This window comes from Leifsonia sp. AG29, assembly GCF_009765225.1.
GTDB lineage: Bacteria > Actinomycetota > Actinomycetes > Actinomycetales > Microbacteriaceae > Leifsonia.
Genome location: NZ_VMSF01000001.1, coordinates 1,277,948 through 1,291,580, shown reverse-complemented (window position 1 = coordinate 1,291,580; position 13,633 = coordinate 1,277,948). Strand labels below are relative to the sequence as shown.

The 13,633-nt window shown below is 69.9% G+C and carries 10 protein-coding genes; 1 reads left to right on the top strand and 9 read right to left on the bottom strand.

Annotated elements, in window-relative coordinates; translation table 11 throughout:
- Positions 1-4 precede the first annotated feature (4 nt).
- The 7 genes from FPT20_RS06270 to FPT20_RS06240 all read right to left on the bottom strand — a co-directional run bounded on the left by FPT20_RS06270 (position 5) and on the right by FPT20_RS06240 (position 11,841).
- Positions 5-967, bottom strand: a complete 963-nt coding sequence (locus FPT20_RS06270; protein WP_158867880.1) for an AAA family ATPase — start codon at positions 965-967, stop codon at positions 5-7.
- Between the two features lie 19 nt (positions 968-986).
- Complete coding sequence (locus FPT20_RS06265) at positions 987-6,224, bottom strand: Ig-like domain-containing protein (protein ID WP_158863617.1); 5,238 nt, start codon at positions 6,222-6,224, stop codon at positions 987-989.
- Between the two features lie 162 nt (positions 6,225-6,386).
- On the bottom strand, positions 6,387-7,139 hold the full coding sequence (locus tag FPT20_RS06260) for a hypothetical protein (RefSeq protein WP_233265412.1): 753 nt from the start codon (positions 7,137-7,139) through the stop codon (positions 6,387-6,389).
- A complete protein-coding gene (locus FPT20_RS06255) occupies positions 7,127-8,758 on the bottom strand; it encodes a serine/threonine-protein kinase (protein WP_158863615.1) in 1,632 nt (543 codons plus the stop codon). The genes FPT20_RS06260 and FPT20_RS06255 overlap by 13 nt, the downstream gene beginning before the upstream one ends.
- A gap of 5 nt (positions 8,759-8,763) precedes the next feature.
- Positions 8,764-9,969 (bottom strand): FHA domain-containing protein, encoded by a 1,206-nt coding sequence (locus tag FPT20_RS06250; protein ID WP_158863613.1) that lies wholly within the window; start codon positions 9,967-9,969, stop codon positions 8,764-8,766.
- A gap of 7 nt (positions 9,970-9,976) precedes the next feature.
- Entirely contained in the window at positions 9,977-10,786 is an 810-nt protein-coding gene (locus FPT20_RS06245) for a PP2C family protein-serine/threonine phosphatase (protein ID WP_158863611.1), read from the bottom strand.
- A complete protein-coding gene (locus FPT20_RS06240) occupies positions 10,783-11,841 on the bottom strand; it encodes a TerC family protein (protein WP_158863609.1) in 1,059 nt (352 codons plus the stop codon). Before FPT20_RS06240 ends, FPT20_RS06245 begins: the two co-directional genes overlap by 4 nt.
- Before the next feature lie 580 nt (positions 11,842-12,421).
- Between FPT20_RS06240 and FPT20_RS06235 the strand changes: the two genes are divergently transcribed.
- Positions 12,422-12,859 (top strand): hypothetical protein, encoded by a 438-nt coding sequence (locus FPT20_RS06235; RefSeq protein ID WP_158863607.1) that lies wholly within the window; start codon positions 12,422-12,424, stop codon positions 12,857-12,859.
- Positions 12,860-13,114: 255 nt separating this feature from the next.
- On the opposite strand, the gene FPT20_RS06230 is transcribed toward FPT20_RS06235, so the two are convergent.
- Both FPT20_RS06230 and FPT20_RS06225 read right to left on the bottom strand, forming a co-directional pair.
- Entirely contained in the window at positions 13,115-13,327 is a 213-nt protein-coding gene (locus FPT20_RS06230) for a hypothetical protein (RefSeq protein ID WP_158863605.1), read from the bottom strand.
- Positions 13,324-13,608 carry a hypothetical protein gene (locus tag FPT20_RS06225; protein WP_158863603.1) on the bottom strand — a complete coding sequence of 95 codons (285 nt, stop codon included), beginning with the start codon at positions 13,606-13,608 and terminating at the stop codon, positions 13,324-13,326. Before FPT20_RS06225 ends, FPT20_RS06230 begins: the two co-directional genes overlap by 4 nt.
- Positions 13,609-13,633: the final 25 nt, after the last annotated feature.

The window sequence follows — 13,633 nt, the reverse complement described above, 5'->3', positions numbered from 1 at the left end:
GCCCTCACGCCGCCCGGTAGGCCGGAGGGGTGGCCGACGCGACCGCGCGCTCCACGACGTCCTCGGCGCGGACGCCCGCGAACTCGGATTCCGGGTCGACCATCACGCGGTGCGCGAGGACGGGCAGGGCGAGCTCCCGGATGTCGTCGGGCGTCACATAGGTGCGCCCCGACGCGATCGCCCAGGTCTTGGCGGCCCGGGCGAGCGCAAGCGCGCCGCGGATGCTGACGCCGAGCGCGGAGTCGCGGTCCTCCCGGGTCGCCGTCACGATCTCGCTCAGGTAACCCATGACGCTGGCGTCGGTGTGCACCTCGGAGGCCAGCTGCGCGAGCGTCGTGACCGAGTCGGCCGCGATGATCGGGCGGACCGCCGATGCCCGGGATCGGTTGGAGGCGTCGAGCAGCAGGTCGACGGTCGTGGCGTGGTCGGGGTAGCCGAGCGACGTCTTGATCAGGAACCGGTCGAGCTGCGCCTCGGGCAGCGAGTACGTGCCGGCCTGCTCGACCGGGTTCTGCGTCGCGATGACGATGAAGGGCGCGCCGACCGGGTGACCGACGCCGTCGACCGTGACGACCCCCTCCTCCATGACCTCGAGCAGGGCGGACTGGGTCTTCGGGCTCGCGCGGTTGATCTCGTCCGCGAGGACGACGGAGGCGAAGATCGGCCCCGGGTGGAACTCGAACCGCCCCGTCGATTGGTCGTAGATCGTGACGCCGGTCACATCCGACGGGAGCAGGTCGGGAGTGAACTGGATGCGCGACTGCGTGCCCTCCACCGTGTTGGCGAGCGCCTTGGCGAGCACGGTCTTGCCGGTGCCGGGCACGTCCTCGAGCAGCACGTGGCCGCCGGACAGCATCGCCGTGACCACCAGCCGGATGCTGTGCTCCTTCCCGAGGATCGCCTTGTCGACGTTCGCCACCAGCTGGCCGAACGCTCCGGCGAACCAGTCCGCCTGCTCCTGCGTCACTGTCATCTCCGCACCTCTCCTACTTGGACCAGTCCTGCACGCTGCTCTGGACGCCGTTCACGACGACGTACGCCCCCGGGTAGCCGCACCACGGGTTCAGCCGATCGGGAGCCCCGCGGTAGTGGCCGCTGCCGCTGGCGTCCGTCGACACCGAATAGCCCGACGACAGCGTTCCGCCGTTGCAGTAGAACGTGATCGGGAAGCTGCGGTTGGCCGGGAAGTTGTTGACCGTGACGTCGTACGTGTAGCTGTGGGTGTACCCCGGCTCCAGTGCGCCCTTGGCCAGCGTGATCGAGGCCGGCGGGTTGGGCTTCTTGTCGACCGTCACACTGTTCGAGGTCACGGTCGGGCCCGGCTTCCCACTGCCGTCGTTGACCGCGTATACCTCGAACGAGTGGGTGCCCACACCCTGGTTTCCGGCCGTCGCGCTGGTGCCCTGCGTCGTGTTCCAGCCGCCGCTGTCGAGTCGGTAATGGTAGGTGACCGACCCTCCGCCGGTGCCGCCGGGGTCCGCGAGCCCCGACCAGCTCATCGTGAGGGTCGCCGGAGCGTACTGCCCGCTGCTCGAGAGACGAACGTTCGACACCCGCGTGGGCGTTCCGTACGGGGTCACGGCCGCGCTCTGTGCGGAGAGCTCGCTCCAGCCGTCCGCGTTGTGCGCACGGACCTGGAACCGGTAGGACTGCCCGTTGGTGAGACCGGTGATCGTGACACGTCCGATCGTCGACGTCGTGACCGTGCGCCCGGTCGTCGACACCTCGTACTGGTCGATCGGCTTCCCGTTGTCCGCGGGTGCCGTGATCGTGACCGACGCCTGGCCGTCGCTCGCCTGCGGGTTGGAGGGTGCGGCCGGCTTCGACGGGACGTCGTGGATCGTCACCTGCAGCTGTCCCACGGCGGCGGCGGTCCGCTTCGGATCCTTCGTGGCGTCCTGCACGTGGTACAGCACACTGACCGTGCCGATCGACGCGCCGGAAGCCGCGCTGACGCTGATGGAGGATGCGGTGTAGGTGACCGTCACGCCCGACGGCGCGCTCTGCGCCTGTGCGTCCGTGATGGTCAGCGGCTGCCCGGGGAACGGGTTGACCCACTGGCTGTCGCTCGAGGCGCCCTGCACGGTCGCCGTGCGTCCGCGCTGCGTCTCGGTCTTCTGCGGCGGATTCTTCTGGGTGGCGACGGGCCGGTTCGAGCTCACGACCTGGACGTTCACCGTGCCCGTGATCGTGTGCGTCCCCGAGCTGATCGTGACCGTCACGGTCCCCGACTCTCCGGGCTGCACGCCGAGCGGCGCGGAGAGGCTCAGGGTCGAGCCGCTCAGGGACGCCTGGATCTTCGGGTTGGAGCCGCGCGCATCCGAGTAGGCGATCTTCGCGAGGATCTGCGGGTTGGGGTGGAAGGTCGACGCCCGCAGGTCGACCGCGAGCGGCGCCTCCCCCGGTTCGATGCGTTCGCTCGGCGACGTGAAGGTGGGGGCGACGTCCGACTGGTCGGGCTGCCCGACGGTGATCGGGAGCACCAGCCGGGTGACGCGATCCGCGCTCTGGCCCGGCTCCCGGCCGTCGTTCACCGAGAAGGTGATCGAGGCCGGCCCGCGGTAGCCCTTCGCCGCCGTGAACGTCAGCGTCTGGTCATCGCCGAAGGACGATGCCCCCGAGCTGTTCGTGGCGCTCACGCCGGAGGCGCCGGTGAGCTTGTACGACCGGCCGGACGGCACGGTGAGGATGTCCGAGAGCTTCCAGCTCTTGGCTCCGTCGGTCTGCACGATCTGCTCCGGGAGCCCGTCCTTGATGCGCGGCGGCGCGGTCGCATCCCCCTTCGGAGGCACCACGATGAACGCCGACCCGTGGAGCCCGGTGACCGGGTCGGTCACCGTGTACGCGATCGCCCGGCGCTGGCTCCCGGGATGGACCGTCACGGACCCGCCGTCGCCGATCTCCGCATCGGAGGCGTACGCACCGCTCAGCGTCACCGTCAGGTCCCCGGCGACGCCGGACGGGTTCGTCGCCCCCGAGAGCGCGTCCACCTTCACGCTGTCCTTGTTCGACACCTGGTCCGGCTCGAGCACGTGATCGATCGCGGTCGGCGGGACCTCCGGTGCGTCAGGAGTGACGGTCACCTGGATGAAGGCGCTGGCGACGCCTCCCTGTCCGTTCGTGATCTGGTAGCGCACGACGAAGGCGCCCTCGCGCTTGGGTGCTGTGACGAGGACCGTCTTGCCGCTCGTTCGCGCGGTCAGGCCGTCGTCGACCTGGAGGAGCTTCTTCTGCAGGGAGATCGCGTAGCCGTTCGGGTCCGAATCGTTGTCGAGCACCGGCACCGCGATCGTGCGGCCGGGCTTGACCTTCACCGGGTCGTTCACCGCGATCGGCGGGCGCGCCTGATCCGGACGCGGAATGACGCCGATCGTGACCGTGCCCGTCGCGGACTTCCCGTAGGTGTCCTTCACCGTGTACGTGAACGTGTCGGTCCCCGCGGAGCCGGGATAGGCCTCGTAGGTGAACGCGGTGCTCGTCGAATCCGAGATGCGGCCGAGCGTGGGCTGGCTGCCGAGTCCCCCGAGCGTCACCGAGTCGCCATCGGGGTCGATCCCGTCGAGCGGGACATCGACGGGGACCGAGGATCCCGCGAAGGCGCGGACCGTTAGCGGCTGCGGCTGCGGCGCGCGATCCGAGCCCTTGTCCGGCGCCCCCACCACGAAGCTCACCGTCGCCTGCGCCCGTTGGCCGTACTTGTCCGTGATGCCGTACACGACGCTGTACTGCCCCGGTTTGGCTGGAGCCTGGTACCGGACCGTCTTGCCGCTCACGAACACGGTCGCGCCGTCCCCGGCCGCCGAGGTGTCGCGCAGCTGAGGGTCCAGCGTGAACGGCGCGTTGTCCGGCGAGTAGTCGTTGTCCATCACGCTGACCGTCGCCACGTCGCCCGCACGCACGGGGACGCTGTCGTCGACGGCCACGGGGGGCTGGTGCTGGACGAGCGGCGGCACCGGGACGACCGTGATGCCCGCGGTCGCCTCCTTCACGCCGTCGGACACCACGTACGTGAGCTGGACCTGCTGCGTCAGCGCGGTCGGCGCCGTCACCTTGACGATCGCGTTGTCGAGGACCTCGACATTGAGGTCCTGCGCGCCCTGCCCCACAGCCACGGAGCGCACCGCGAGCACGCGCCCCGACGGCGAGACGTCGTTCGCGAGCACCGCGACCGAGGTGGGCTCGCCGGGGCGAACGTACGCGCGGTCCGTCACCGCGATCGGTCCGGCGTCGGAGGCGCCCTGCTCGGCGACGTCGAACCGGATGAGCCCCGTCGTCGACTTGGGGCCCGCCCCGAGGGTGTAGGTGGCGTAGTACTCGCCCGGCGCATTCGTCGAGAGCGTGACCGTGCCGCGTGCGGCGTCGGTCGAGACCTGCGCGCCGGACCCGTCGAGGCTCGCGCCCACGAGCGTCAGTGGCTCCCCGGACGGCGACTGGTCGTTGTCGAGCGGGTGCACGACGAGCGGACGCCCGGCGAAACCGTCAGCGAAGTCCGGGACGGCGACGGGGTCGAGCGTCCCCGCCGGCTTCACCGTGATCATGAGGCTCCCGGTGGCGGACGAGCGGCCGTCGGAGACCGTGACGCGCACCTCCTTGGAACCGGCCTGACCGGTCTTGCTCGTGAAGGTCACGTCGCCGTCCGGCTTGAAGCGGACGTCGTCCTCCGTGGTGGCGTTCGCGGCGACCAGGGAGAGATCGTCGCCGTCGGGATCGATCCAGTCGTTGAGGACGTTGTAGGTCACCGACTGGCCGACCTCCGTCTGCGCCGTCGAAGGGCGCGCGGACGCCGGAGGGGCATTGTCCGCAGGCTGCCGGAGCGATGCGTCGACCTGGGCGGAGGCGGTTCCTCCACGCCCGTCGTCGACGGAGTACCGGAACGAGATCGTCCCGCTCAGGCCGTCCTTCGGGGTGAACTGGATGGCGCGGTCGCCCTCGACGAGCTGCAGCACGCCCTGGTCGGCCGGAATCGGCGAGACGTCCGTGATGGTCAGCACGTCGCCGTCCGGATCGGTGTCGTTCGACAGGACGTGCAGGACGGTGGAGCGTCCCGGCCGCACCCCGTACGTGTCGGCGACGGCGACCGGGGGCCGGTTCACCGGGCTCCGCTGAGCCAGTGTGTCGGCGAACGACTGCACCACCGGCTTCTCCTCGCCCGTGTCGCCCTGGACGGTCGTGTCGTTCGGCTTCAGCTGCGCCCAGTTCTGCACGAGGCGCATGTTCGACGAGACGACCCAGGCGTTCCCGTCACGGAGGTTGTTGAGCGCGATGACGCCGTGGTTGACCCGGAATTCGAGGTCGTCCCCGGCCACCGGCTGAGCGATGTCGATCCCGACCGGCCGCTTCCCGTCGCAGGAGTAGAGGTACCGGGCGGAACCTGCCCACGCACCGTAGGAGCACTCGCCGAGGCGCACCGGCGCGGAGACCGCACTGGGCGAGCCGACCGCGGAGCCTCCCGCCGCGGTCGACCGCACCGGGCCGCCGTCGAGAGGCACGCTGAGGAGGCTGTTCCCCGTCGCGACGAGCACAGCCGGGTCATCCGGGCCCGGCTGCTGGAGGCGCAGACCCTTGGCCGGCAGGGCGACGGTCTTCCCTTCGGCGGTCAGAACGCGATTGCCCTGGGTGTCCAGCACGACCGGCCGGTCGCCCACCGCGGTCACCTGGAAGCGACCCGGGACGGCGAACGAGGTCGTCGTCGGCGCCGCACCGGGATGCTGCACGGTGACGAGCTTCTTGCCCTGCGGCGCCACCGCGAAGGTCACGCCGTCTTTCGACACTGCCAGTTCGGCACCCGCCCCGAGCCGGGCGTCCGGCCGCGTCTTCGACCGGTCGAAGTCGAGACGCCCCGAGGCGTCGAGCACCCACAGCCGCCCGTCCGGCGCGAGCACCGAGAGCGTGTCGGCACCGTAGGCGACCTGGGAGCGCTCCGGCACCTGGATGCGGCCGCCGAGCGAGACGAACGCCGGATCGATCCGGTCCACCGTGCCGTGCGGCAGATCGGTGAGGAAATACGACGAGCTGTCCTGGAGCACGTCGAGATCGGAGCTCGACCCGGTCACGGCGGCGTCGAGCTCGTCGATCTGGTGGTTCAGCCGTCCGCCGAGGAGCTTCTCGCCGTTCGTGACCCAGACATCCCGCGCGCCGAGATCGACGGCGCTCACCGGGAAGCCGTGATGGAGGACGGCGACCGTGAGCGGCACCCCGGCCACCACAGCCAACGCCACGATCACGGCAAGCGTCTTGCGCCTGCGGATCCACGCGAGCGGTGACAGCAATACTCTCCCCCGGGCCGGAAACGGAACCCACGCTAACACGACCCCCGGACGGGAACGGATGGGGAGCAGTCCCCATCGCGCGGCGTCGTCCCAGCGGCCCAGCGGGCGGCAGCGGACTCAGCCGTCCTCCGCAGCATCCTCCCGTTCGGCGTTCCGGTCCAGTAGCGCGAGGTCCTCGACGCCGACGAGCCGGGTCGTGACGGCGTACTCCACCAGGCGCGCCCGTCGGTTCGTGGCGAGCCGGTCGCGGCCGCCGCGGAGCCCTTCCACACCGAGCTTGTCGAGCTTGTCGCACACGTTGTCGAGCTTGCGGTTGAACGTCGTCATGCTCCAGCCCAGTCGTGCGGCGGCCTCCGCCGAGGTGGGGATGGTCCCGCGCCCGGGGACGCTCTGGGTCAGGACGCCCTCGGCGAGCGCCACGACGAGTTGCCGCTGGCTCGTCGTGAGGGTGACCGGGAGGATCGTGGTCGATCCCCGGTTGGCGTCGACGGCGACCGAGGTGTTGAACCAGTCGTGCTCGCTGCTGATCGTGAAGTCGTAGGTGGTCGCCCCGGCGCTGAACATGACGTGCACCGTCTGGAAGACGATCGGGAGTTTGGCCCCGGGCGCGAGCCAGGCCTGCATGGTGCCGGAGGCGTCGGTGACCGTCGCGGTGAGGAGTGTCCCGACGTTGCTGAGCCACCACATGCCGAAGTCGCTCGAGAGGGTGAGGAAGCGCCGGTGCAGGTACGGGTTGTCGTCGATCGAGAGGTCCGCCTCCCGCCCGATCTCGAACTCGTCGCCGGCGGTGACGGTGTAGATCTCGCCGCAGTACTCGACGGTGAGCGGCTTGGCGGTGGTGTCCGTGAGGTCGGCGCTCACTGTGCGCACGCCCTCAGCTGTTCCGAGGTGCGGCCGGAGCGGATGGTCGCGACGTCGATGCAGACCGACTGGGAGGGTTGGAGGCCGGTGACCGTGATGCGCTGTTCCGCGGTGACGGCGGGCGGGTCCGTCGTTCCCTCTCGGACCCAGGTGAACTGGTCTCCGGGCTTCGGCTGCTTCGTCTTCCAGGTGAACGTCGCCGTCGTGCGGTCAGTGCTCCGCTCGGCGGTGACGAGCTGGGGCGGCGGGACGATCGTCACGGCGACGGTCCCGTCCCGCGCCGAGCCCGCTCGTGGGGCGGACGGCGTCGCGGGGGCGAGCGCGTTCGCCACGAGCGCCGCGGCCACTCCGAGCACCACGACCGCTGCCGCCCCGGCGCCGATCCAGGCGAGCAGGCGCTTGCGCGGATCGCGCCGCCGCGCCTCCTCGGCATCGGCCGTGCCCGCCCCCGCCCCGTCGTCGGAGGAGTCCGTGGCGGAGGTGTCGGAAGGCCGCGGCGGACGTACCACCGTCTGCTCGGGTGCCCTCACTTCTGCGGGTGCGGCGCCCATGGGAACCACAGGGACGACGCCCCGGACACGGGTCGCTTCGGGCGCGGCGGGCTGTTGCGCGCGCACGGTCGCGACCGATCGGGCTCGCGTCTCCGGCTCAGCGTCGGATCCGTCCTGCGACGGTCCACGCTCCTCGGTCACGGTGACGTTCGGCACGTCGATCCCGGTCGCCGCGAGACCGAGCTCCAGTTCTACACGCTGCAGGGCGCGGGCGAAGTCGATGGCGGACTGGTAGCGGTCCGCCTGCCGTGTGGCCATGCCCCGGCGGAGCACGGCGGTGAGGGACGGCGGGATGTCGTCCCGGTCGATCCGCGTGATCATCCCGCGCTCGATGCGTCCCATGAGATCGAGGGTGCCGTTCGAGCGGCCGGGCACTTCGAACGGGGTGCGGCCCGCCAGGAGCGTGTGCACTGTCGCGGCGAGCGAGAAGATGTCGCTGCGCACGTCGGGCTCGGGGTCGTCGGCGAACATCTCCGGCGGCGACCACGGGACGCTCAGCCCCACGCTCCGGCTGCTGTCTCCGGTGCCGTTGCCCGTCGCCCCCGTGCCACCGGCACGGCGCAGCTCCGACAGCGTCGTCGTATGGACCGGCAGCTCCTCGAGGGCGGAGGCGATCCCGAAGTCGGTCAGCGCCGGCCAGCCGAGCGCATTCGTCAGGACGTTCGCCGGCTTGATGTCGCGGTGCAGGATGCCCGCCGCGTGGGCCGTCGCCACTGCGCTGGAGAGCCGGATGCCGGTCCGGAGGGCATCTTCGACGCCGATGCGCTCCCGGCGGAGCCGGTCGGCGAGCGACGGACCCGAGCAGTACTCCATGACGAGGTAGGGCCGGTCGTCGCGCGAGACGCCGGCGTGGAAGATCGTGACGATGTACGGATGCGCGGAGAGGCGGGCCATCACATTCGCCTCCGCGACGAACCGCGCCCGTGCCGCGTCGTCGACGCTGTCGGTGAGCAGCACCTTGACGGCGACGCTCCGGCGCGGAAGGTCCTGCTCGTACAGGAAGACGTCCGAGAACCCGCCGGAGCCGAGCAACCGGATGAGGTGCAGCCCCTCGAGCTCGGGCGGCTGCGACGCCATGCGCCTCATGCGTCGAGCTCGACGGTCATGGTCACGCCGCTCCCGAGGTCGATCAGCGTTCCGGTGACGACCGTCGTCGGATCGCCGCTGCGGAGCTTCTGCGGAGACTTCCCGGGGAGGACGATGAGGGTCCCGTTCCGGGAGTGCAGGTCGGTGACAACGACGCTGTCGCCCTCGACGGCCACCGCGACATGGGAACGAGAGATGTCGTCCTCAGCACTGGTGAGTGTCACAGGGCGGACGGAGGGGAGGCGCGGTGCCGCGGACACGCTCGGCGCCCGCCCGACCACGACCGGCCGGACGAGGGTCTCGCGGCGTCCGTCGAAGAGACGCAGCGAGTAGGAGGGAGTCACCGGCGCCGACGGTGCTCCGGCGTCGCTGCGCGGACTCCGAGGCGGCAGGTCACCGCTCATGACGGTCATCCCGTCATGGTCGCCCTCCGCCCCTGCCGGCCCGGACGGGAACGAGTCGGTGATGAACGCGGGCAGGTCGATCCGGGAGGCGTCGGCTTCCTCCTGCGGGCGCATCGCCGCCTCCTCTACGCTCCGCATCAGCGTCGCGCCGAAGAGGTGGTCGTAACCGGTGCGCCCGCCGGCGTCACCGACGGGGCCTTCCGCGAGGGTAGCGGTGGGGACGCGCGTGACGCTCTCCGCGGGAACGGGTACGTCGGGCGCCTCTCCTGGCTCAGCAGCCTCGGTCGCCTCCTGCCACTCCGCCGGCTCGAGCGCATCCACGGGCCCGGTCTCGCGTTCGCGCCGCGTCGGAACGGCGATGGTCTCTTGCACGGCGGACCGGTCGTCCGACGCGGTCCACACGACACCGTCGGCCATCACGACCCCGTCCACCAAGGGGAGGCCCGCCGTGACGGGACGGCCGAGCGCGACCGAGCCGGCATCGGCGAGCTGCGTCTCGAGCCAAGACGACACACCACCGGCGTCGATCGTGCGCCCCGTGGGAACGCCCACGGCCGCCTCGGCCCTGCCGCGGACCGCGAGCAGGACGACCGGCGCGGAGGCGTCGAGCAGGGCGAACGACGGGGTCGTGCTGAGCCCGCGGGACACCAGCGCGTCGAGCGTCTCGGCGAACCCGCACCGGACCGCCGCGTGCAGACGCCGGAGCTGCTCGGTGTCCGTCTCGGCCACCAGGAGCGCGCGTGCGCCGGCCGCGACGACCGCCCACTCCCCCGCCGTCGTCTGCTGAACGTCGAACACGTGCGACCTACTCCCTCGGCTGCGTGTCCTCCGCCTCGCGGCCGACAGCCCGGTCCCGGGTGTCGGTCGAAGCCGGAGCGTCATCCCCGGTCACCGATTCAATCACGATAACCGTTATGTTGTCGTGGCCGCCCGCGTCCTTGGCCGCCTCGACCAGGACCTCGGCCGGATCGGCCGGTCCCAGGGCGAGCAGCTCGGCGATCCGGCCGTCGTCGAGCTCGCGGGTCAGCCCGTCCGAGCAGATCAGGAAGGTATCCCGGTCCTGTTCCGGGAGGAGCTCGCTGTCGGTGTCGACGAAATCCTCGGCGCCGAGGGCGCGCGTGATGACGTTGCGCTCCGGATGCACCTCCGCCTGCGCCTCCGTGATCAGGCCGGCGTCGACGAGCTCCTGCACGGCGCTGTGGTCGACGGTGAGACGCGTGAGCGACCGGCCGTCCCAGCGGTAGACGCGGGAGTCGCCGACGTTGACCACCATCCACTGCTCGGCGGCGAGCTCCGGCACGCGCACCCGGACGATCCCCGTCAGCGTCGTTCCGGCGACGGCGGCGCCCGACTCGTCGGCTCCCGACAGCGCGCGGACGGCGGCGTTGGCCTCGTCGATGGCGGTGATGACCTCGTCCGGGGTGGGGAGCCCGCCGCTGCGCAGGGTGCGGTTCAGGCTCTCGATCGCCGTCCGGCTGGCGAGCTCGCCGCGGGCGTGGCCTCCCATGCCGTCGGCGACGAGGAACAGCGGGTCCTCGGCGAGGTAGCTGTCCTCGTTGACGTGGCGGACGGCCCCCACGTCGCTGCGGGCGCTCACGGCGACGGGTGGCGTCATGTCCGGGGGTCCTCCTGGCTGCGGTCCGTGGAAGCGGCCGCGTCGGGGTCGTCGTCACCGTGGATCGCCTCGGCGACGGTGGAGCCGCTCAACCGCAGCTTCACCAGAGATGCCATCGTAGCGACAACCATCGACCCGACGATGACGGCGAGCGAGGTCCCGGTGCTGATGTCGGGCGCCCACACGATCGGCCGGCCGCCGTTGATGAACGGCACCTGGTTGTCGTGCATCGCGTGGAAGACGAGCTTCACGCCGATGAAGGCGAGGATGAACGCGATCCCGTATTTGAGGTACTCGAGCTTGTCCAGGAGGTGTCCGAGCAGGAAGTACAACTGCCTGAGGCCCATGAGGGCGAAGACGTTCGCGGTGAACACGATGAACGGGCTCTGCGTGATCCCGAAGATCGCCGGGATCGAGTCGAGGGCGAAGAGCAGGTCGGTCGTGCCGAGCGCGAGGAAGACGATGATGAGCGGCGTGAACACGCGCCGGCCGCCCACGGTGGTCCGCAGGCGGTTGCCGTCGTACTGGGTGGACACGCGGAGGCGACGGCGCGCGAACCGGATGAACCACGAGTCGTCCCTCCCCTCCTCGTCGTGCTTCGAGAGGGCCTGATGAGCCGCCGTGTAGAGCAGGAAGGCGCCGAAGACGTAGAAGATCCAGCTGAAGCTGGCGATCAGACCGGCACCGAGCACGATGAACACACCGCGGAAGATCAGCGCCAGGATGATCCCCACCATGAGGACCTCCTGCTGGTAGGTCCTCGGCACCGCGAACCGGCCCATGATGATGACGAACACGAACAGGTTGTCGATGCTCAGGCTGTACTCGGTCAGCCATCCGGCGAGGAACTGGCCGGCGTGCTCGCCGTCGCCGATGAGCAGCATGAGGAGCGAGAAGATCAGCGCCAGGCCGACGTAGAACACCACCCACAGCGTCGACTCGCGAGGGCTCGGGATGTGCGGGCGCCGGTAGACGATGAGCAGGTCGAAGGCGAGGACGAGCGTCAGCACGACGAGCGAACCGATCTCGAACCAGAGCGGGAGGGCGGGTTCCATGCGGGAGGACCTTTCGAAGGGCGGCGTCGATCGCCGAAGGTCTCTCCTGCACCGGGCCGGCCGGTCAGCCGGTCGGGTGCCGCTGCGCCCGGGCTCCCGACGACGGGGACCGTGATGACGTGCGCAGCGCCGGCCCGACACATCACACGGTGATGGGGCGGGCCGTCCGGGATACTCCCCTTCGCTCCGGCCAGTCTAGTCGCCGCAGGGCGCCGAACCGCTGCTCCTGCGCACGCCCGGCCGGGTCCGCAGTCGAGAAGAAAAAAGCCCGCTTCCCTTGAAAATCAAGGGAAGCGGGCTGTGGTGACCCCAGCGGGATTTGAACCCGCGTTACCGCCGTGAGAGGGCGACGGGGACGCACGGGAACAGCCTGGTTTAGCCCGCGATCCCAATGAAATAGCGGAATTCGAGATCTCCGGAGATCACGATAACTGCACGAGATTCATTTGGTCTGTTGCCATTTTGTTGTCACGCCCGATGGTGTTCCCCGCGCAAGCTCACGCAAGGTTGGGCGTGACGAAAGGCCGCATCAGCATATTCGGTGCTCGCACCAAAGCCTGTCGTCGGCCACGATGTCCTCATGCAGCGACGACGATGGGACATCCATGCGGTGACCGTACTGACGGTTGCCGCCGCGGTTGGCGCCGTCGCCTTGGTGGCACAGGCTCAGTCGACCGGCATCATTCCGCTCCCGATCGCGTGTCTGCCCGCACCGTTGCACCTGGGGCCGGGTGTCGCGCATCCAGGCGACGAGGTGGTGCTCTCCAGTGATGCCGCCGCGTGCCACCTCGCCTACCCACCGGCTCACACGTATCAGGTCGTGCTGCAGCACCGGGACGTGCGAACGGTGCCGCAACGCGTCGAGGTGGCGGCCGACGGACGATTCGAGGCGCACATCACCGTTCCGGCCTCCTTCCCGACAGGTGATGCGGTCATTTCAGTCACGGGCAGCCCATTCGACGAATGTGACGACGACGCCTCGTGCGCGGGCTACTGGAAGCAACTCGTCGTCGAGTGACGGCCGACGCATTGGTGGATTGATGGTGCAGGCTCCCCAGAAGCGGGCTGCGACTCCTGCGAGCTGAGATCGTCGGGTAGGTCCGCCCCCTCGCCCGATGATGGCGAGTTGAGAGGCCGTGTCAAGGGCGCTTCGCGTCGCTCCGCGATGCAGCGGAGCTGCACCCTTGACTCGACCTCTCAGCGCGCGAGGATGCCTTGAGCGGGGCGGATCGAAAGGCGGGCCCGAACGCGGCGGATCAGACTCGGTGAGCCATTAGTGTGTCAGCGCCAAAATGACGGCGGCGGCGCCGAACCCGAGCAATACCCAACTCGCTACCGAAACGAGCAATACCCACGTCGTGTCGCTCGACTCTCCGGCGCGATTAGCCGCCAGCCGTCCAATCGTTCGCCGGAACGCGACCGCCGCTGCGCCCGCGACCATCCATACGAAGCCGATCACGAGCGCGACAAGCCAGAAGACAGTCACCTCGAGAGGGTCTGCACCAGGCCGACGATCGCCCCAGTCAACGCCACCACTCCCATCAGCACGGCGCCCACCCCGACAACACCGATCCAGAATGGCGTCTGTAGCTTGGCGGCTGCCTCGGAGCGCTTCTGTCCAATGATCGCGCTCTGACCGCGAACACTCCAGTTCCGCACCTTGACCCGAAACACTGCTATCAGGATGCCCGCGACGATCAAAACCAAGCCGACAACCAGATTCGGAACGATCGTTGACGGCGGTATCGCGTGCATGTTGTGCCTCACATCTCTCTGCTTCGGACTACCGCCA